Raw genomic sequence first — 20,784 nt, forward strand, 5'->3', positions numbered from 1 at the left:
TGAGCGCCACCCGCACAGAGCCCTGAAATACCGCTCGCCTCGCGAGTTCAGGCGTAATGCGGTGTCATCAACCTAACGGTGTCCGCGTGTCCTGAGTTACAGGGGCAACTCCACCTGTGTTGCAGCACTCATTTGCTCTCCTTCCGTAAAGATGGTTCTAAAAACTCTCTGGTGAAGAGAGACCATGAGGAAGTCTGCCCGCTTTCGCGTGGGGTGATGTTGCAACCCCTATCCGTCCCATTACAGGCCGGCGTTCGCTTTGTCCTCGTTCCTGTTCCCGCACCGCCATGGGCAGACCTTGCAGCCTGCTGTCCCCGAAGGGAGCGATACGGGGTTTCCACGTTCCGCTTGTAAAGTACGTCGGGTTAGGTGCCTGCTATCGACCGGGAGGCGTATGGGTCACGAGAGCGCAATTATCAGACGCTATTCCCGCCTCCGTTACCGTTTTGGTTCAAGCGTGGTAGCCACTTCCGCTTGTTCTAGATGACGATCTTTATCGCAGATTCAAATGTTTTCACCCTACCGACTGTCTGGCACTCATCCGGCGTGTGGCTGCCAGAAGGGTACGCCTCTCGCGATTGATACCCCGCACCTTGCGGTGCTTCGTTACGTTGTCAGAACCGCTCTTTATTCAGGTTCCTAGAATCACCCGGTGACACGGGTGGTACCCTCCGTTGCCGTGGGAACAACTTCTACAAGCGACTTCGTGTCGCACGATAATCATATAGCCGGCCTGCCCCCGTTCCATTAGAACGGCTGGCGTAGAGTCAGGGTGCAAACCCACCGACTTGACGCACAGGAGGCCGGCATGAACAAGTTTAGTGGAATACCTGTATCGCGCCCTCGACAAGGAGGGCAACACCGTCGATTTTCTCCTGCGGGCCCACCGGGACAAGGCTGCGGCCCGCCGGTATTTCGAAAAGGCAATCAGCCGGAATGGCGCGCCCGAGACCGTCACGATCGACAAAAGCGGTGCCAATCTGGCCGCGCTCAAGGACATCAACGACACGCGCGAACAGCCGATCAAGATCCGCCAGAGAAAATACCTGAACAATATTGTCGAGCAGGATCACCGTGCCATCAAACGCCGAACACGACCGATGATGGGTTTCAAGGATTTTCATTGCGCGCGCATCCTGCTCGGTGGCATCGAGATGATGCACACGATTGTCAAAGGTCAGACGAAGGGTAATCGCATGGGCCAGACACCCGCCGAACAATTCTATTCGCTTGTTGGATAAGGAATCCTATGTTTCAGGATCGCCGCCCTCACTGATCCTTATTGCGACAGAACCACCAAGAATCCACGGCTGATCACGATCAACCAGGCTGTCGAAGACGAACTGACGCTTTACATTCACAAAGGCGTGTATTCGTTCACGCAGATGCAGCGTTCCTCGAAAAAACACCGCGAGCTCTTCGAGGCGCTGCGTGCGGGCCAGGCCGACGCCGCTGCACAGGCTTTCGAGAATCACGTGCAGACGGGCAAGAAGCGCATGCTCGATACCGTGTCCACGAGCCCGCCAGAACGTTAATGAGCTTGGAGTAGCCTGTTGAAAACCATAGTGTTTCTGGACCGCGCGACGCTGTCGGCCGATCTACCCGCTTTTCCCTTCCCACATCGCTGGGTCGAATATTCGTCCACTACGCAAGAACATGTGGTACAGCGCTGCCGTGACGCGCAGATCGTCGTGACCAACAAGGTGCCGCTGACGGGGGAGGTGTTCGCGCAGTTGCCGCAACTGGAAGTGATCGGCGTGCCGGCCGCAGGCGTCAATCATCTGGACATGAAAACATGCCAACAACGGAGCATCGAAGTAGTCGCATGTCCGGGCTATTCGACGATCTCCGTTCCAGAGCACGCGTTCGCACTGATGCTCGCGCTGCGCCGCAACCTGGTTCCTTACTGGAACGACGTTTATGCTGGAGGCTGGAGCGGGTCACCGACTTTTCACGCTGAACTGCATCCAATCGAGGATCTGCACGGTTCGACGCTCGGCATCGTCGGTGCCGGTCACGGTGGAAAGCGACTCGCCGAACTGGCCGGCGCGTCCGGCATGCGCGTGCTCTTCGCGGAGCGCAGGCACGCCAGGGCGGTGCGCGAAGGCTACGCTGCATTCGACGAGGTGCTGCGTGAGGCGGATGTGATCAGCCTGCACTGCCCGCTTACCGACGAAACGCGGAATCTGTTCGGTCTCGCCGAATTCGAGCGAATGAAGCGCAGCGCGTCGCTCGTGAACGCCGCGCGCGGCGGCATCGTCGACGAGGGGGCGCTGATCGAGGCGCTCGACCGCAAGCTGATCGCGAATGCCGCGCTCGACGTCCTCGAGCAGGAGCCGCCAGCCTCCGCCACCGTATTCGTCGCCTTTGGCGTGCGAACCATGCTCTCTTGCAGGATCGTCACGTTTATTGTGTCAATCCGTGGCGCTTCTTCTCGGGAGTCGGTGCCGGTGCCATCGCCTGCCGGTCACTCGGATCTGCTCCTGGTCCGAGTCGACCAGTACCTTCCGCCTGCCGCCAGAGGCCTTCCACCACTGGTGGTCGAGGTGGGTGGCTGCCAAGAGTTCGATCGCGATCGGGACAGGACCGCTCATCCGGATGCGCGTCGTGCAGTCGCCCGTATTCGAACGGGTCAAAGCGGTGCGGCAGGTCGTCAAGGCGGCGACTATCGAATTGCTCCGGGCCGTCGAAAGTTTGTGAGCCGACCGCGCGGGACGCGCTTCCTCTCCGTACCACGTTGAACATCATCAATGCCCTTGTGCTGGAGTCCGGGACGACGCGCCTCGGGCTCTCGCGTCCGCTCCCTGGGCGCTGGCGTGAGGCTGAAACAGGACACACACAAGGCAAAGTGGTGATCAGGCTTTGAGCCGCCAGCAGGCTTACCCCACAGTTCAACCGTAAGATAGAAAGGAACCGCTACGACCTGTACCGCGATAGCACACGACCCGCCACGTTCCACCTGATTCCAGACGGATCGGGTTGTAGGCGTGAGGGTACCGATCAGAGTGTCCTCGCGTTCTTATCCGTGTGTCACTATGATCAATACACCCGGTGCGGAGCACGTATCATTGTCCGTCACCTCAGTGCGTGCAACAGGAGCGATGTCATGGTCAATACCGCGTTGTTCGTCCGGCTGGAAGCGAAGCCGGGCAAGGAGCAGGAAGTAGAAGCCTTTCTGATGGGCGGATTGCCGCTCGTCGAAGCGGAGCCCGCAACGATCGCATGGTTTGGCCTGCGCCTCGGGCCGTCCACGTTCGGCATCTTCGATACTTTTCCCGACGAAGCGGGCCGCCAGGCGCATCTCGCGGGCAAGGTCGCCGAGGCGCTGATGGCGAAAGCCGCGGACCTTTTTGCCAGCCCGCCCGAAATCGCGCACGTCGACGTGCTCGCGGCAAAGCTGCCCGGCTAGCTGGCCTGCGGATTGCTGCCTCCGCAGCGGATGAACTCCCGTCCTAAAACCTCCCCCGAAATCGCGCGCGATGGCTTTGTGCGCGTGCGCGGCGCGCGCGAACACAACCTGAAGAATATCGACGTCGACATTCCGCGCGATGCGCTCGTTGTATTCACGGGCGTGTCCGGCTCCGGCAAGTCGTCGCTTGCGTTCGGCACGCTCTACGCCGAAGCGCAGCGCCGCTACTTCGAGTCGGTCGCGCCTTACGCGCGCCGGCTGATCGAACAGGTCGGCGTACCCGAATTCGATTCGATCGAAGGACTGCCGCCCGCCGTCGCGCTTCAGCAGCAGCGCGGCACGCCGAGCGCGCGCTCGTCGGTGGGAAGCGTCACGACGCTTTCCAGCCTCGTGCGCATGCTGTACTCGCGTACCGGCAGCTATCCGCCGAAGCAGCCGATGCTCTACGCCGAGGACTTCTCGCCGAACACGGTCCAGGGCGCCTGCCCGACGTGCCACGGGCTCGGACGCGTGTACGAAGTCACCGAAAAGTCGATGGTCCCCGACGACACGCTCACGATCCGCGAGCGCGCGATCGCCGCGTGGCCGCCCGCGTGGCACGGGCAGAATCTGCGCGACATCCTGGTCACGCTCGGCTACGACGTAGATACTCCGTGGCGCGAGTTGCCGAAAAAGGACCGCGACTGGATCCTTTTCACCGACGATACGCCCACGGTGCCCGTCTACGCCGGCTTAACGCCCGAGGAAACGCGGCTTGCGCTCAAGCGCAAGATGGAGCCGAGCTATCAGGGCACGTTCACCGGCGCGCGCCGCTATGTGCTGCACACGTTCGCGAATACGCAAAGCGCGCTGATGAAGAAACGCGTGTCGCGCTACATGATCGGCAGCGAGTGCCCGGCATGTCACGGCAAGCGATTGAAGCGCGAGGCGTTGTCCGTGACGTTCGCCGGACTCGACATCGCCGCGTTCTCGCAGCTGCCGCTCGCGCGCCTCGCCGACCTGCTCGGCCCGATCGCGCGTGGCGAACTGCCCGCGCACACCCACGGCATCGACGGCGACAGCGCGATCCTCGGCAAGCAGGCGATGCGCGAAGCGACCGAGAAGCGCGTCGCAGCGGGCGGCTCCGCGCACAAGGCGGCGCCGAACGTGCGGCGTACGCCCAACATGTCGGACGAGAAGCGCGTCGCAGCGCAGCGCATCGCGGAAGAATTGCTCGAGCGCCTCACGACGCTGATCGACCTCGGGCTCGGCTACCTCGCGCTCGATCGCTCGACGCCTACGCTTTCATCGGGGGAATTGCAGCGCTTGCGGCTCGCGACGCAGCTTGCCTCGCAGCTATTCGGCGTCGTGTACGTGCTCGACGAGCCGTCGGCAGGGTTGCATCCTGCCGATGGCGAAGCGCTTTTCACGGCGCTCAAGCGGCTGAAGGCGTCGGGCAATTCGCTTTTCGTAGTCGAGCACGATCTGAACATGATGCGACGCTCGGACTGGCTCGTCGATGTCGGCCCGGCCGCGGGCGAAGCAGGCGGTCACGTGGTGTACAGCGGGCCGCCGGCGGGGCTCGCGAAGGTCGAAGCGTCGCAGACGCGCAAGCATCTCTTCGGCACGCACAAGCGTGCCGCGCACACTCCGCGCACGCCTTCGGGCTGGTTGCGGCTCGCGAAAATCACGCGCAACAATCTGCACGGACTCGATGCCGCGTTTCCCCTCGGCTGCTTCACGACCGTGACCGGCGTATCGGGCTCGGGCAAATCGAGCCTCGTCAGTCAGGCACTGCCGGAGCTCGTCGCGGGACGCCTCGGCCGCACGCTCACACCGGACGCCGACGAAGAGCTCGACCCGCTCCTCGCCGCCGATACACAGCCGACGGGCGGCGACATCGTCGAAGGAATGGAGGCGATCCGGCGGCTCGTGCGCGTCGACCAGAAGCCGATCGGCCGCACGCCGCGCTCGAATCTCGCGACCTACACCGGCCTCTTCGATCACGTGCGCAGGCTCTTTGCCGAGACGCCGGCCGCCCGCAAGCGCCGCTACGACGCGGGCCGCTTCTCGTTCAACGTCGCGAAAGGCCGCTGCCCGACGTGCGAAGGCGAAGGGTTCGTCAGCGTCGAACTGCTGTTCCTGCCGAGCGTGTACGCGCCCTGCTCCACCTGCCACGGTACGCGCTACAACGCGCCGACGCTCGAAATCGAATGGCGTGGCAAGAATATCGCGCAGGTGCTCGGATTGACGGTCGATGCCGCCTGCGACTTCTTCGCCGACGAGGCGCAAGTCATGCGCGCGCTGCAAGTGCTGCAGGACATCGGCCTCGGTTATTTGCGGCTCGGACAGCCCGCGACGGAGTTATCGGGCGGCGAGGCGCAGCGCATCAAGCTCGCGACCGAACTGCAGCGCGCGCAGCGCGGCGACTCGCTCTACATCCTCGACGAGCCGACGACAGGCCTCCACCCCGCCGACGTCGACCGGCTGATGACGCAGTTGCAGGGGCTCGTGGACGCGGGCAACACGGTGATCGTCGTCGAGCATGACATGCGTGTCGCGGCGCACAGCGACTGGCTGATCGACATCGGACCGGGCGCGGGCGACGACGGCGGAACGACGGTTGCGTGCGGCCCGCCTCGTGAGGTTGCGAAAGTGGCAGAAAGCCGCACAGCCGCTTATCTGCGAGATCGTTTGTCGTAAACGTGAAAACAGCGGCGTCGGCGCAAGGCTGACGGCCGAGGACACGGCTGGACTACCGCCCTGGGGCTGCGAACCGGGCTCCGTGCGCAAGAAACGGTAGCCCGCAACGCCACGCTGTCTCCCCCGTGGCATGCCTTACGCGATCGCCTCGGGTGGCCTTGATGGACGCCCGGCTGCAAACAACGACTCGATACCGTAGGTTAGCGATACGACGCCCACCTCATGAAAGACGGCGCGCGGTACTATCTTCGTCGGCCCCGTCCCGTATACCCCATGTCCCATGGAACTGAAGCAGATCCAGTACTTCATCGCGCTTTTCGAAGAAGGCACCGTCACGCGCGCCGCCAGGCGGCTCAACATCGCGCAACCGGCGCTCAGCATGCAGATCGCCAAGCTCGAAACGGAAATCCGGCAGAAGCTCTTCGAGCGTGGGCCGCACGGCATGGCGCCGACCGAAGCCGCACGGTTGATGTACCGCCTTTACACGCCGATCATGCGCGACATCGATCACGCACGCGAGCACCTGAGTCGTCGCGATGTCATCGTGACGGGCCGCGTGTTGCTAGGCATGGTGTCGTCGGAGGCGCAGAGCGTATTGCCCGAATCGCTCGCCAGATTCGATGCGCTTTTCCCGCAAGTCGAAGTCTCAGTCGCCGATGGCTTCAGCGCGCAACTGATCGACGCTGTCGAATCTGGCCGGCTCGATGCCGCCATCATCAACAAGCCGCGCGGACGGCTGACGCTCCACGTAGAGCCTTTGCTCGTCGAAGAAATGGTGCTGGTGACGAGCGTGGTGCATGGCCCAACGCTGCCCGACGAGATCGATCTCACGCAGCAGTCGGGCATCGAATTCGTGCTGCCCACGCGCCGCAACGGCCTGCGAGGCGCACTCGATGCCGCGCTGATGGCGGCTGACGTCGTCATCAAGCCGAAGTTCGAAATCGATCTGCTCAGCACCATCGTGCAGTTCGTTGAGCAGAGCAGTGTCGCGACCATCCTGCCGCGCGTCGTCGTGCAGGCGAAAGTGGACGAAGGGCGCTTGCGCGCACGCACGATCGCGTCGCCGCCGATCGTGCGCCACATCATTCAGGTCACGCATCCGAAGCGGCCGATCGGGCCGGCCGCCCAGGCGCTCATCACGATTATCACTGATGAGATAAAGCGCGTGACGACGAGTGTTTTGGGGAAACAAGTGCCTTAGCGGCCGCGTTCCAACGGTTCGCGCGCACTACCCGGAACGTCGCTGCGCGTGCCGAACAGCGTGTCGCAGATCGGGAACGTGAGGTTGAAGTTCTGTGTCGCCATCACTTCGGGATCGTGGTGTGTGGCGTGCAGGCGCCGCACTGTGTTGACGAGCGGAACGCGGTCGAGGAACGGGCTGTCGGTGACGTGTGAGAGCGTATGCAGGCCCTCGTACATCAGAAAGTACGCCGCCATCGTGAGCAGCGCGATGTAGCCTGCGTTGCGGGAGAATACGAACCCAATCACGAGCGCGAACGGCACGGCCGCCAGCACGAACGCAACCGGCGCAAAAGGCGGAAACAGCAGCGCGCGCCAGTGACGGTGACCCTTGTATTCAAGCGTCACATGCGTGAAGAACCGGTGATGGACGGCGCAATGGCGCTTGTAGATCATGCTGAAATACTTCGTCGGACGATGCAGCACGTAGCGGTGCGCCGCCCATTCCGCCCAGTTGCCGAACAGAAAGAGCGGAATGACCGCCAGCCATTCGGCGAGCGTCGGTGCATGAAGCTGCATCAGGCAATACACGATCACGCCGCCAGTGAAGAGCAAAGTGAAGCCGAGGTGCATTTCGCCGCGATACCACCATGGCGTGGCATTGACATACTCGTCACGGAACTTGTAGGAACGCGCACGAACGTCTTCTTCGTATTTCATCGATGTCTCCGGCTGTTGTGAAAGGCGTGCGCCCGTTGGCGTCCGCCGTTATGCCCAATGACTCAGGAGGGACTGCGCGCGGAACCGCCTTCGAGCTTGCCGAGCGTCTCGGGCACGACGAATGCGCCCACGAGAAAGATCACGCTGATCGCGCCGACGAAGATGGCTAGCGTCATCGGCAACTGGCTCGCGTCCTTCGCCACCAGCGACACGGCCGTCGGCATCATTCCGCCGATCGCGAAGCCGATATTCCACGAAAGGCCCGTGCCGGTCGCGCGGATCGAGGTCGGGAAGCGTTCGTTCAGGAAGATCAGGATCGGCGCATAGCCGGCGCTGCCGAGCGCGCTGAGAAGGACTGCATAGACGCCGACCATCATGATGCTGTTAGCGGTAGGCAGCAGCAAAAATAGCGCGGGCAACGCGATGAGCCGGATGATGCCGAACAAGATAAACGCGCCCTTGCGTCCGATGAACGTACTGACGTGCCCTGCCGCGACCGAAGCGATCACCACGGCCACGCTGCAGATCATCAGGATCGCGGCGGCGGCACCGTTCGGCGCATGACTCACGACTTTGAGGAACGTCGGCAGGTAGCCCGATGTCAGGTAGTAGCCGCTGCCGCCGCCGATAGTCAGCAGCAGATTGACGAACAGCACGCTGCGATATTCACGCGAGAAAAGCGTGCGGATCGGCGAGCGCGCCACTTCGACGGTCGCGCTCTTGACCTGCGCGGTGGCCCTCGCAGCCTTTTCGGCGGCGAGCTTTTTCCACAGAGGCGACTCTTCAAGGCTGTTGAACACGAAGAGACCAAGCACCGAGCTGATGATGCCGGTGAAGAACATGCAGCGCCAGCCCCATACGTCGAATGCATCGCCGGGAAAGAGCGAGGACATCGCCAGATACGTGAGCGACGCGAGCAGCGCGCCGAGTCCCGCGCCGCCGCCGCCGATCAGCCCCGACACCGCGCCGCGATACTTCGGCGCGACGGATTCGGTGCCAATGGTATGCGTGGATGCGACCACGCCGCCGACGAACACGCCCTGCACGAGACGCAGCAGCAAGAACAACACCGGCGCGACGACGCCTGCCTGCGCGACCGTCGGCAGCACGCCGAAGGCCGCCGTCGACAGGCCGACGCCGACGACCGCGACGATCATCGCGCCCTTGCGGCCGTGACGGTCCGCGTAAGACCCGAAGAGCGCGGAGCCGAGCGGCCGCATCAACAGCGTCACCGCAAACGACGCGTAGACCGCAGCGAGCGAAAGCATCGCGTGCTCGGACGGGAAGAACAGACGCCCGACGATTGGCGCGACGTACAACAACACGAACAGGTCGAACAGATCGAGCGCCCAGCCCATGCACGACGCCAGCACCGCGCCCATGATCTGCCGCTGATTAACCGGAAGCACGGTGGCCCCGTCTTGCGCTGCTACAGACATTTGTATCTCCTTGTGTGTCACAGGCACGCTTTGTTGGATGCGCGCTCTTGTCGAGGTTGAAAAATCGTCAGTGGGCCGCGGCGAGCGGCGATGTCACGCTCGCCCGTCGCTGGGCAACCATCGCATCGGCGATTTTCTCGGCGATCATGATGGTCGGTATGTTCGTATTCGCCGATGGCAGTCGCGGCATCAGCGATGCATCCACAACGCGCAGCCCTCGTGTGCCTCGGACGCGGCCTTCCGTGTCGGTGACGGCGTCGCGGTCCTGCTCGCCACCCATGCGGCAGGTGCCGCTCGCATGCCACACGCCGAACACGTTCGCGCGGATGAAATCGGTGAGCGCGCGCTCGTCGTGGATCAGCGAAGTCATCTTCAGGCCGCGCGTGAAGAAGCGTTCGATCAGCAGACGCCGCAGCGGCGCCGGTGTGTCGAGCAGCACGCCGAGCATCGAAGTCAGCAGCGCATTGCCTTCGCCGACCTGGCTCAATGCCTTCACGCGCGGCGAGAAAGCCGCCGGAAAGAAGTCACGCGCATCGCGTCCCAGACCCGATGCATCGACAATGCGCGCCAGCATCCGCACGCCAGCGGCGAGCCGTTGCAGATCGCGTTCGTCGTCGAGCAGATTCAGATCGACGCGCGGCGCAACGGCCGCATCGGGCGACGCCAGTTGCACGCGGCCACGCGAATACGGCCGGTTGCACCACAGGAAAAAGAGGCCGAGCCGGTTGCCGAGCGCATGCCACGCGGCGCGCGTCGCGCTCGACAAATACAGATCCGACTCGTCGCAGCCCGCGACGCCCGAACTCATGCGCGCGGCCATCATGCTCGCGCGGCGTCGCGCGAGCGGCATCCGAAAGCGCGGCTCGAGAAAATGACAGAACGTGAGCGACGGATGATCCTGCAGATTGCGTCCGACGCCCGGCAAATCGACCGTACACGGGATACCCATCGCCACGAGTTGGTGCGCATCGCCGATACCGGCGCGCATCAGCATCGCAGGCGACTGCAACGCGCCCGCGCTCAGCACCACTTCGCCCGCATCGAAACGCACGCGCTCGCCGTTCGCCGCAATCGCGACGACACCGCGCGCCGTCGCGCATTCAATCACGATGCGTTCGACGCGCAGATTCGAATAGATGCTGAGATTCGGGCGCTTGCGCGTGGCTTCGTCGAGATACGCAATGGCCGTCGATACGCGCTTGTCATCGAGGTTCGAGAACGCGCCCGGAAAAAAGCCGTCGTCGAATTCGCCGTTCTGGTCCTGAAGTTCCGCGAAGCCGTTCGCGCGCAAACCCTTCGCGAATGCATGACAGAACGCCGGCCAGTCCTTCGGCAAGATGCGGCGGATCGGCACGGGACCGTCGCCGCCGTGCAATTCGCCGCCGGGAAAGTCCACGTCGCGTTCGAGCTTGCGAAAGTACGGCAGCACCTCGCGCCACGACCAGCCTTCGGCGCCGTTCGCGGCCCATTCGTCGTAGTCGCGCGGCAGGCCGCGATTGGCCGACTGCACGTTGATGCTCGACCCGCCGCCCATCACGCGACCCTGCTCGTAGACGCGCGGCGCGGCGTGCTGCGTGGCTTTCGCTTGCGGATCGGGCCAGATGTACGTGTCGCCGCAGAATACGGGCATCGGATAGCTGTCGAGTATCGCCGCGGGCACCGCGCCCGGCGGCGTATCGGCGCCCGCCTCGATCAGCGCGACGCGCACCGACGGCTCCGCCGACAGCCGATGCGCAAGCACGCATCCCGCCGAGCCGCCGCCTACGATCACGTAGTCGAAGCGATCCATCGCGTTGTCTCCTCTTGTCTCGTCCGCCGCGCGGCGTGTCAGGTATCAGCTGCCGCGAAACACCGGCTTGCGCTTGCCATGAAACGCTTCGACGCCTTCGCGGAAATCGTCCGACGCGCGCAGACGGCTATAGCAATGCCCTTCAAGTTCGATCGCGATCGACAACGGTGCGTCTTCCGAATCGTTCAAGAGCTTCTTCGCGGTGCGCTGCGCGAGCGGCGAGAACGCGCGCAGTTCGTCGACGAGCGCGTCCGTCGCCGCTTCGAGTTCGGCGTCCGCGACGCATTCGACGGCGATGCCCCACTCGTACGCCTGCTTGCCCGGAATGCGGCGCGAGCGCATCACGATGTCCTTCGTGCGGCCGATGCCGACCATCGACTGCAAACGCGCCGAGCCGCCCGAACCGGGAATCTGGCCGAGCTTCTGCTCCGGCAGCGCATAGAAGGTCGTATCGGTGACGATGCGGAAATCGCACGCCAGCGACAACTCGAAGCCCACGCCGAAGCAGAAGCCGCGATTGGCCGCGATCACCGGTTTGGAGCACCGCGCGGGCGCCGCGATGTTCCAGGCGAGCTTCGATACGTGCTCCGGCGAGGCTTCCAGAAAGCCCTTGATGTCGCCGCCGCTCGAAAAATGTTCGCCCTTCGCGCGCACGACGATCACGCGCACGCGTTCGTCCTCGTCGAGGGCTTCGAACACGGCGCGCAACTGCTCGCGTGCGTGCATCGAAATGACGTTGAACGGCGGCCGATGCAGGATGATGTCCGCGCGCTCGCGCTGCGCGTCGATTTCGACCGAGAAGCCGTCGAGGTCTTGCAGCAGGGTCTGGCCGCGATGGTTGAGATCACTCATTGTGTTACTCCTTGGTGGTTTCTGTAGGTTGCGCGGCCTGCGCTTTCGAATCGGGCGTGTACTCGCCCGCTTGCAGCTTGCGGCGCAGAATCTTGCCGACCGGCGACTTCGGGATGTCGTCGACGAAGACGTAATCGCGCGGGCGCTTGAAGTTGACGAGGTCGGACTGGCGGCACCATGCATCGAGCGAGTCGGAATCGACGTACTCGCGGCGCTTGATGAATGCAACCACGCGCTGGCCCCAGCGCTCGTCCTTGACACCCGCGACCGCGACTTCATCGACGGCGGGATGCAGCGACAACACCGATTCGATATCCACCGGCGAGATGTTTTCTCCGCCGCTGATGATCATGTCGTCGACGCGGCCCGTTACGTACAGATCGCCGTCGCGGTCGAGATAGCCCGTGTCCCCGGTGAAGTACCAGCCCTCGCGCAAGCACTTCGCATTCGCGTCCGGGCGATTCCAGTAGCCTTCGAAGGCTTCGTCGCCGAGCAGGTCCACGATGATCTGCCCTTCTTCGCCGGCTTCGGCGATCTCATCGGGCGAGAGCGCATCGAGCTTGACGACGCGCAGCCGCGTATTGATGCCCGCGCGGCCCGCGCTGCCGGGCTTCTTTGTGGCGTCCTGGTCGATGCTGAACGTGTAGACCTCGGACGAGCCGTAGTGATTGACGAAGAGCTCCGGCTCGAACGCGGCCGAGAGGCGCTTGAGCAGGCCGTCGTTCATCGGTGCGCCCGCGAAGCCGAGTTTTCTGACCGACGACGTGTCCGTGTCCGCGAACGCGCTGTCGGCGAGCAGATCGTGATAGAGCGTCGGCACGAGATAGAGGCAGGTGAGCGCGTGCTTCGAGATGCATTCGAGCGCGAGCTTCGCGTTCCAGCGCCGCACGCAGACGAAAAGGCCATCGACGAGCGCCATCGCGAGCAGCGAGCGCACACCCATCGTGTGATAGAGCGGCATCACGCCAAGCGTGCGTTCGCCGCGCCTGTACAGGTTCTGCGCGACGTGCGCCAGCGCGCCCGCGCGTTCATGCCGATGCCGGCGCGGCACGCCCTTGCCTTTGCCCGTCGTGCCGGACGTGTAAAGGATCAGCGAGATATCGTCGGCGGTGGCGTGCGTCTTGTCGGTCACGTCGCCGCTGCGCGTTCGTTCGACGATGAGCGCATCGAAGGGGGTGGTGCGACCGGGCGCATTGTCGAGTCCGACGCGCGGCACATTTTGCGCGGCGGCGCTCTGCGCGACGGAATCGGCGCTGACGGGTTCGTAGACGATCCCCTTCGCCCCGGCGTCGGTCACGCAGTAGTCGACTTCTTCCGGCTTCGCGCGCCAGTTGAGCGGCACGATCACGATGCCCGCAAACTGTCCGGCCCAATGCAGCGTCGCCATTTCCCAGCGGTTTTGCAGCACGACGAGCAGCCGGTCGCCGCGTTGCAGGCCGAGCTCGCGCAGGCCATCGGCGACATTCAGGATCATGCGATGCCACTGCGCGTACGTCAGTTGCACATCGCCATCGACGAGCGCGAGCGCGTTCGGACTGCGCTCGACGCTTTGCAGGAACGTGCGTCCGAGATCAAGCATGTGCGACCTCCTTCGTGCTTGCCTCGGCCCGGCGGCGCGCCGCCACGTCGAGCACGGCGGCTACGATCGGCGTGTAGCCCGTACAGCGGCAGATATGACCCGAGAGCATCTCGCGCACTTGCTCTTCGGACGGATCCGGCACGCGCCGCAGATAATCCGCGCACGACATCAGAATGCCCGCCGTACAGAAGCCGCATTGCAGTGCGTGATGCCGCTGGAACGCCTGCTGCAGGTCGCCAAGCGTCTGATCGGGCGCAAGGCCTTCGACGGTATCGACATGCCGCCCATCGGCCTGCACCGCGAGCATCAGGCACGAGCGCGCCGCGACGCCATCGACCTGCACGGTACATGCGCCGCACACGCCGTGTTCGCAGCCGACGTGCGTGCCCGTCGCGCCGAGTTCGTGCCGGATGAAGTCCGACAGCAGTTCGCGCGGCTCGCAATAGCCGCTTCGTTCGCGGCCGTTCAGCGTCAGCGCGATGCGCTGCGCTTTGCCGTGCCGCATGATGGTGTCCGACATCTTGCTCACTTTGCCTCCTCGATCACGCGCCATCCGAGTCGCCGGACCAGATTCCGGCGATATTTCGCGCTGATGTGCGCATCGTCCTGCGCGTTCAGTTTCCAGCTCAAATCGTTCAGTGCGCCGCGCAGGTCGTCGCCCTGCAGACGCGGCCATTGCTCCGTCACCGGCCGGTCCGCGACGCCGCCGACTGCAATACGGATCGACTCGTCGGTGACCACGGCCGCGCACGCGACGATCGCGAAATCGCCATGTCGCGCAGAAAATTCCGCGAACGCGTAGCGCTCGCCTGCCTTGCGCAGCGGGAAGCGCACCGCTTCGACGAGTTCGTCGGGCTCGCGCGCGGTCATCAGCATTCCCTGAAAGAAGTCCTGCGCGGCGAGCGTGCGGCGCCTCTTTCGCGAGCGCAGCATCACCTCGCCGCCGAGCGCCGAAAGCACGAGCGGCAACTCGGCGCTCGGGTCCGCATGCGCGATCGATCCGCACACGGTTCCGCGATTGCGAATCTGAAGGTGCGAGATATGCGGGAAGGCCATCGCGAGCAGCGGCGCTTCGTCGGTGAGCGTGCTGCGCCATTCGACGCTGCCTTGCGTCGCCGCGGCGCTCACGACGAGATGCCCCGCCTGCTTGTCCACGCGCACGGCATCGAGTTCGGCGGTGCGCGAGATATCGACGAGCACCTTCGGCTGCGCGAGCCGCATATTGAGCACGGCCATCAGCGACTGGCCGCCCGCCAGCACGCGGGCGTCTTCGCCGTATTGCGCGAGCGCGTCGAGCGCGTCTTGCGCGGTCATCGCGCGCAGGTAATCGAACGGTGCGGGCTTCATGCGTGTCTCCTGAAACGTGCAAGGAGTCTTGCGATCCACGATCCGTGCGCTTGCGCGGGCTTGCCCGCCGCCTGCCGTCCGAGCGATTCGAACAACTGCTTGAGCACGACCTTCGCCGCGCCTTCGAGCATGCGGCCGCCGACCGCCGCGACCTTGCCCGATACCTGCGCTTCGTAGTCGTACGTGAGCCGCGTGCCGCTGCCTTGCGGCGTCAGTTCGACGAGACCGCTGCCGCGCGCGCTGCCGAGCGGCGAGATCCCCGCGCCAGCGAGTCGCAGGCGGCGCGGCGCATCGATCTCCGACAAGCCGATACGCGCTTCGAAACGCGCCTTGATCATGCCGACGCCGACGGTCACGTCCGCGCGATACTGGTTCGGCGCCGTCTCTTCGAGCGCGTGACAGCCGGGAATGACGTTCGCGAGTGCCTTCGGATCGAGCAGCACGGCGAACACAGCTTCGGGTGTCGCGGGCAGGTCGACCGCGCCCTGCGCCGTCAGTGCGCGTCCGCCGCCTGGCGTCGCGGGCTTCGTGGCGGGCGCTTCGCGATATTCCGGCCGCGACGGTTCGGGATCGTCCATGCCGATCATCGCCATCACTCTGGGCGGCGTGAGCGGCAGGCGAATGTCTTCGACGCCGAGCGCGTCCGCCACCGCATTCGCGATGCACGGCGGCGTGCTCATGTTGTTGCCTTCGCCGAGACCCTTCGCGCCAAGCGGCGTGAAAGGCGAAGGCGTCTCCAGATGCACGATCAGCGGATCGGGCACTTCGCAGGTCGTCGGCATCAGATAGTCGGCGAGCGTGCCGGACTGGAAGCTGCCGTCCGCGCCGTAGCGGAACTCTTCCATCAGCGCCGCGCCGACGCCTTGCGCGAACGCGCCGCGAATCTGGCCATCGGCGAGTGCGGGATTGAGGATGGTGCCGGCGTCGTGCACGGTCACATATCGGTCGATGCGCACGCGTCCCGTCACGCGATCCACTTCGACGCCGCACATGTCGAACGCGAAGCCATACGCCGCCGATGTATTGATGCGGTCCTGTTCGTCGGGCGCATCCATGTGCGGCGGCGACCAGAACACGGTTTCGCGCAGGCCCGGCTCTTCGCCCTCGGGCAAGAGCGCGGGCGCCCAGTGCGGCGCATTGCTCGCGGCGCGCGCGAACGGCAGCGCGCGGTCTTCGGTGTCGTGCGGAAAGACGCGCGCGCCTTCGAAGCGCACGTCGCCGGGCGCGCAGTTGAACTGCTTCGCGAGCACGCGCGCGAGCTTGTCGCGCACGCGCGTCGCGGCGAGATGCACCGTGCCCGCCACCGCGCCCGCGAACCGGCTCGAATAATTGCCCGCCGCGACGGACCAGGCGTCCTTGTGCGTATCGAATTCGACGTTGACGACGATGTCCTTCGGATCGAGCCCGAGCACATCGGCGACGACTTGCGCGCACACTGTCATGTGGCCCTGGCCCGCGGGCGTCGATGCGATCGTGACGACCACGCCACCGAGCAGATCGACGCTGACGGTCGCGCTCGCGATCGCGCCGTTCTTCGGCCCGGCTTTCCTGCGTGCGTCGGCGGGCATCACGGTCGTGATGTAGCCCATGTTCGATACCGACGGCTCGACGATCGCCGCGAAGCCGATGCCATACAGCCGCCCTTCGTTGCGCGCGGCGTCGCGGCGCGCAACGAGTTCCCGGTATCCGCCTTCGTCGAGTGAACGGCGCAGCGCTTCCTGATAATTGCCCGAATCGAGCAGCGCGCCCGCCGCCGCGCGATACGGGAACGCATCGGCGGGAACGAAGTTGCGGCGATACACGTCGAGCACATCGAGCTTCAGTTCGATCGCGATGCGCTGGATCAGCCGCTCCAGCGCGAAGTACACCTGCGGCCCGCCGAAGCCGCGCACGAGCCCCGTCGGCGTCTTGTTCGTCAGCACGACGCGATTGCGCACGAGCAGATTCGGGATCGCGTACGCGCCCGTCAGGCAGCCGTGCATCCGGTAGAACGTCGCGGGCTCGGGCGCGCGCACGTAGCCGCCGACGTCTTCCAACTGATCGTAAGACAGCGCGACGATGCGGCCATCCGCTTCGACGGCCGCTTCTATCGTTGAAACACGCGCCGTCGCCGATGTCGCCGCGCTCAAGTGTTCGAGCCGATCCTCGACCCACTTCACCGGCGCGCCCGCCTTGCGCGACGCGAGGCACATCAGCACGACATATGGAAACACGGCCTGCTTCACGCCGAAGCTGCCGCCGGAATCGCGCGGGGCCTTATGACGCAGGCGATTGGCGGGCACGTTCAACGCCATGGCCATGACGGCGTGCAGCGAGAACGGCCCCATGAAATTCGACGTGACGTCGTAGCCTTCATCGCCCGAAAGATACTCGGCGATGACCACGCCGCACTCGATCGGCGCGCACGTGTTGCGCGGATAATGCGCGACCAGCTTCACGCGATGCGGCGCGCGCTCGAAGGCCGCTTCCGGCTCGCCGTAGCGGAAATGCCGGTCGCTGATGACGTTGCTGCCGACGCGTTCGTGCAGCACCTGTCATTTTCAGAAGACGACTGCACCAGTTCGCGGGGCAGGCCGACCGGTGTGCAGCCGACTTCTGAACGGGCCGTGTCAGCAGTCCTATGCACGAAGTACCGCAAGGGGGCCGGAATTGCTCAGAACTCCCCTGCACGATGCGGCCTTGTTATGTGGTCGCATTGTGACTACAATGTGAGTATCTGAATCGTTCCCGGAGAATTACCATGAGTACCACTGCCGACACCTACGTCCGCGCCCGCATCGACACCAACACCAAGGAGCGTGCCGCCAGCGCGCTCGAAGCAATGGGGTTGTCGATTTCCGACGCCATCCGCCTGCTGATGCTGCGCATCGCCGACGAACACCGCCTGCCCTTCGATGTGAAGGTGCCCAATGCCACCACCAAGAAGGCCATTGCCGAACTGGAAGCGGGCAAGGGCAAGAAGTTCACCAGCGTGGACGATCTGATGGCGGATTTGCATGCGGACGATTGACCGTTCCTCCGCGTTCAAACGCGATTACAAGCGCGAGGCCAAGGGCCAGCACCGCGCCACGCTCGATGACGCGCTCAAGCCGGTATTGGTCGCGCTGGCGACCGATCAGCCCCTCGATGCGCGCTACCGCGATCACGACCTTTCCGGCGATTGGGCGGGCTACCGTGAATGCCACATCAAGCCCGACCTGCTGCTGATCTACCGCAAGTCCGATCCCGACATCCTGCGCCTGGCGCGGCTTGGCTCGCACAGCGAGCTTTTCGGCTGACGCCAGCCGCCTTGTCCGTCAAACGATCATTAGGCGGCCAAACCGGACGCCTGTCCGAAAACATCTTTCGCAACGGGATGACGGACAATAAGATAGGCGGACGGTATAACGGACAAATGGGCGGAAAGGGGTCGTCTCAGAAAACGGAAAATAAAGCACGCTAAGCCGGTTGCAGCGGCCGTAGCGGCCTGAACTTGCCCGCGCCGATCTTGGCGCTGCTGCGCCAGAGGTAATCGCCGGTCAGGTTGATGTGCTCCCAGCCGAGCGGCGACAGGTACTGCAACAGGCCGTCATCGACGGCTTGACCGTGGCCACGCAAGGCGTTCGCGGCCCGCTCCAGATAGACCGTGTTCCATAGCACGATGGCCGCCGTCACCAGGTTGAGGCCGGCAAGCCGGTGGACGGCGAGCTGCTGCAATTCCTGTCGCCGCTGGGCTGGGAGCACATCAACCTAACCGGCGATTACGTCTGGCGGCAGAGCCGCAGACTGGAAGACGGGAAGTTTCGGCCCCTACGGATGCCCGGAAAACCTTAGCGTACGATTTTTTCCGAATTCTGCGGGCTCCCCAGCTACACCTTCGCCGAAGCCACCTGGTCGCAGCAGTTACCTGACTGGCTGGGCTCACATGCCCGCTGCTTCTCCTTTCTCGGCGGTGTGCCGGAGATCGTGGTGCCGGACAACCTGCGAAGCGCGGTGAGTAAGAGCCATCGCTACGAGCCGGACATCAACCCGAGCTACCGCGATCTGGCCGAGCACTATGGCGTGGCGGTGGTGCCGGCGCGGGCGCGTAAGCCGCGCGACAAGGCTAAGGCCGAGGTCGGCGTGCAGGTGGTCGAGCGCTGGATCCTCGCCGCGCTGAGGAACCGCCAGTTCTTCTCCCTGGACGAACTCAACAGCGCCATCGCCTTATTGCTGGAGCGGCTCAACCGACGACCGTTTCGCAAGCTGCCGGGCTCCCGGCACTCGGCCTTCGAAGCCCTGGATCGTCCAGCGCTGCGCCCACTGCCGGAGCAGCCCTACGTCTATGCCGAGTGGAAGAAGGCGCGGGTGCACATCGACTACCACGTCGAGGTCGATGGGCACTACTACTCGGTGCCGTACCAACTGGTGAAGAAACAACTGGAAGTACGCCTGACAGCGCGCACGGTGGAGTGCTTCCACGCCAATCAGCGGGTGGCCAGCCACCTTCGCTCACCGCACAAGGGCCGGCACAGCACACAGGCCGAGCACATGCCCAAGAGTCATCGCGAGCATGCCGAGTGGACGCCACAACGGCTGATCCGCTGGGCTGAGCAGACCGGGCCGAACACGGCCGGCGTGATCAGCCACATCCTCGAACGGCGCATCCACCCAACCCAAGGCTACCGGGCCTGCCTGGGCATCCTGCGCCTGGGCAAGACCCATGGCGAAGTGCGCTTGGAGTTGGCCTGCCGTCGCGCCCTCAGCCTCGGTGCGTGCAGCTACAAGAGCCTCGAATCGATCCTGCGCCAGGGGCTGGAAAACCTGCCGCTGGCCCAGCAGCACCTGCCCCTGCTGCCGGACGACCACGCCAACCTGCGCGGCCCCGGCTACTACCACTGAACACAAGGAATCCCACCATGCTGCCCCATCCGACCCTGGACAAGCTCCAGACCCTGCGCCTGACCGGCATGCTCAAGGCACTCGCCGAGCAACTGAAAACCCCCGACATCGACAGCCTGAGCTTCGTGGAACGCCTCGGCCTGCTGGTCGACCGCGAACTGACCGAACGCGACGACAAGCGCCTCAGCAGCCGCCTGCGTCAGGCCCGGCTCAAGCACAACGCCTGCCTCGAAGACATCGACTACCGCAGCCCGCGCGGGCTGGACAAGGCCCTGATCCTGCAACTGGCTAGCGGCCAGTGGCTGCGCGACGGCCTCAACCTGATTATCAACGGCCCGACTGGCGTCGGTAAAACCTGGCTGGCCTGCGCCCTGGCACACCAGGCCTGCCGAGAGGGCTACAGCGTGCGTTACCTGCGCTTGCCGCGCCTACTGGAAGAGTTGGGCTTGGCCCATGGCGACGGGCGCTTCGCCAAGCTGATGAGCGGCTATGCCAAGACCGACCTGCTGATCCTCGACGACTGGGGCCTGGCGCCGTTCACCGCTGAGCAGCGTCGCGACATGCTGGAGCTACTGGACGACCGCTACGGCCAGCGCTCGACCCTCGTGACCAGCCAAATGCCCGTGGACAACTGGCACGAACTGATCGGCGATCCAACCCTGGCCGATGCCATCCTCGACCGCCTGGTGCATAACGCTTATCGGATCAACCTCAAGGGCGAATCGATGAGAAAGCGGGTGAAGAAATTGACGACACCGGGCGCCTCAGACTAACAATGCAACCCCTGCGTCGCTGCGCTCCGACTGCCCGGCCGGATGGCCGTGGAACAGGTGGCCAGATGGCCGTGGAATGCCTGGCCAGATGAGAGCGGACTGGGTGGCCGGATGGCGTGGAATCCGCAGACTGCACCGCAAAGTGCTGTTGCCAG

The 20,784-nt window shown here is 64.4% G+C and carries 15 protein-coding genes and 5 pseudogenes; 11 read left to right on the plus strand and 9 right to left on the minus strand.

Features of this window, described 5'->3' with window-relative positions:
- Positions 1–824: 824 nt before the first annotated feature.
- The 6 genes and pseudogenes from FFS49_RS39215 to FFS49_RS39240 all read left to right on the plus strand — a co-directional run.
- A pseudogene (locus tag FFS49_RS39215) lies at positions 825–1,241 on the plus strand (DDE-type integrase/transposase/recombinase); the annotation flags it as partial.
- A 102-nt stretch (positions 1,242–1,343) separates the two neighbouring features.
- Complete coding sequence (locus FFS49_RS39220) at positions 1,344–1,535, plus strand: FCD domain-containing protein (protein WP_230943698.1); 192 nt, start codon at positions 1,344–1,346, stop codon at positions 1,533–1,535.
- An 18-nt stretch (positions 1,536–1,553) separates the two neighbouring features.
- Entirely contained in the window at positions 1,554–2,741 is a 1,188-nt protein-coding gene (locus FFS49_RS39225; protein WP_230943695.1) for an NAD(P)-dependent oxidoreductase, read from the plus strand.
- Between the two features lie 365 nt (positions 2,742–3,106).
- The gene (locus FFS49_RS39230; RefSeq protein ID WP_060091899.1) at positions 3,107–3,409 is read left to right on the plus strand and encodes a hypothetical protein; all 303 of its coding nucleotides are present in this window, start codon (positions 3,107–3,109) and stop codon (positions 3,407–3,409) included.
- A gap of 30 nt (positions 3,410–3,439) precedes the next feature.
- A complete protein-coding gene (locus FFS49_RS39235) occupies positions 3,440–6,091 on the plus strand; it encodes an excinuclease ABC subunit UvrA (RefSeq protein ID WP_060091901.1) in 2,652 nt (883 codons plus the stop codon).
- A 280-nt stretch (positions 6,092–6,371) separates the two neighbouring features.
- Entirely contained in the window at positions 6,372–7,292 is a 921-nt protein-coding gene (locus tag FFS49_RS39240) for a LysR family transcriptional regulator (RefSeq protein ID WP_060091903.1), read from the plus strand.
- On the opposite strand, the gene FFS49_RS39245 is transcribed toward FFS49_RS39240, so the two are convergent.
- From FFS49_RS39245 to FFS49_RS39280, 8 genes and pseudogenes are all read right to left on the minus strand, one after another.
- Positions 7,289–7,990: a sterol desaturase family protein gene (locus tag FFS49_RS39245; protein WP_028213729.1), complete on the minus strand. Its 702-nt coding sequence runs from the start codon at positions 7,988–7,990 to the stop codon at positions 7,289–7,291. The genes FFS49_RS39240 and FFS49_RS39245 overlap by 4 nt on opposite strands.
- 62 nt (positions 7,991–8,052) lie before the next feature.
- On the minus strand, positions 8,053–9,429 hold the full coding sequence (locus FFS49_RS39250) for an MFS transporter (protein ID WP_060091904.1): 1,377 nt from the start codon (positions 9,427–9,429) through the stop codon (positions 8,053–8,055).
- Between the two features lie 67 nt (positions 9,430–9,496).
- Positions 9,497–11,218 (minus strand): GMC family oxidoreductase N-terminal domain-containing protein, encoded by a 1,722-nt coding sequence (locus FFS49_RS39255; protein ID WP_060091906.1) that lies wholly within the window; start codon positions 11,216–11,218, stop codon positions 9,497–9,499.
- Between the two features lie 45 nt (positions 11,219–11,263).
- Positions 11,264–12,070: an enoyl-CoA hydratase-related protein gene (locus FFS49_RS39260; protein ID WP_060091908.1), complete on the minus strand. Its 807-nt coding sequence runs from the start codon at positions 12,068–12,070 to the stop codon at positions 11,264–11,266.
- Between the two features lie 4 nt (positions 12,071–12,074).
- On the minus strand, positions 12,075–13,649 hold the full coding sequence (locus FFS49_RS39265; RefSeq protein ID WP_060091910.1) for an AMP-binding protein: 1,575 nt from the start codon (positions 13,647–13,649) through the stop codon (positions 12,075–12,077).
- Positions 13,642–14,178, minus strand: a complete 537-nt coding sequence (locus FFS49_RS39270) for a (2Fe-2S)-binding protein (RefSeq protein ID WP_060091912.1) — start codon at positions 14,176–14,178, stop codon at positions 13,642–13,644. The genes FFS49_RS39265 and FFS49_RS39270 overlap by 8 nt, the downstream gene beginning before the upstream one ends.
- Positions 14,175–14,996: an FAD binding domain-containing protein gene (locus FFS49_RS39275; RefSeq protein ID WP_060091914.1), complete on the minus strand. Its 822-nt coding sequence runs from the start codon at positions 14,994–14,996 to the stop codon at positions 14,175–14,177. Before FFS49_RS39275 ends, FFS49_RS39270 begins: the two co-directional genes overlap by 4 nt.
- Positions 14,993–17,527: pseudogene (locus FFS49_RS39280) on the minus strand (molybdopterin cofactor-binding domain-containing protein); the annotation flags it as partial. The gene FFS49_RS39275 and the pseudogene FFS49_RS39280, both read right to left, overlap by 4 nt.
- Before the next feature lie 209 nt (positions 17,528–17,736).
- On the opposite strand from FFS49_RS39280, the gene FFS49_RS39285 reads away from it, so the two are divergent.
- Both FFS49_RS39285 and FFS49_RS39290 read left to right on the plus strand, forming a co-directional pair.
- The gene (locus FFS49_RS39285; protein WP_017518824.1) at positions 17,737–18,006 is read left to right on the plus strand and encodes a type II toxin-antitoxin system RelB/DinJ family antitoxin; all 270 of its coding nucleotides are present in this window, start codon (positions 17,737–17,739) and stop codon (positions 18,004–18,006) included.
- Entirely contained in the window at positions 17,993–18,274 is a 282-nt protein-coding gene (locus FFS49_RS39290) for a type II toxin-antitoxin system YafQ family toxin (protein ID WP_017518825.1), read from the plus strand. Before FFS49_RS39285 ends, FFS49_RS39290 begins: the two co-directional genes overlap by 14 nt.
- A 160-nt stretch (positions 18,275–18,434) precedes the next feature.
- Here the strand turns inward: FFS49_RS39290 and FFS49_RS39295 are convergent.
- A pseudogene (locus FFS49_RS39295) lies at positions 18,435–18,674 on the minus strand (Tn3 family transposase); the annotation flags it as partial.
- Here FFS49_RS39295 and FFS49_RS39300 point away from each other — a divergent pair.
- From FFS49_RS39300 to istB, 3 genes and pseudogenes are all read left to right on the plus strand, one after another.
- Positions 18,654–18,809, plus strand: a pseudogene (locus FFS49_RS39300) (Tn3 family transposase); the annotation flags it as partial. The pseudogenes FFS49_RS39295 and FFS49_RS39300 overlap by 21 nt on opposite strands.
- Before the next feature lie 33 nt (positions 18,810–18,842).
- Positions 18,843–19,856: pseudogene (gene istA / locus FFS49_RS39305) on the plus strand (IS21-like element ISPpu23 family transposase); the annotation flags it as partial.
- 17 nt (positions 19,857–19,873) lie between these two features.
- Positions 19,874–20,629: an IS21-like element helper ATPase IstB gene (gene istB / locus FFS49_RS39310; RefSeq protein ID WP_060081503.1), complete on the plus strand. Its 756-nt coding sequence runs from the start codon at positions 19,874–19,876 to the stop codon at positions 20,627–20,629.
- Positions 20,630–20,784: the final 155 nt, after the last annotated feature.

The organism is Burkholderia sp. 4NA327C6 (assembly GCF_005502655.1).
Lineage (GTDB): Bacteria > Pseudomonadota > Gammaproteobacteria > Burkholderiales > Burkholderiaceae > Burkholderia > Burkholderia contaminans.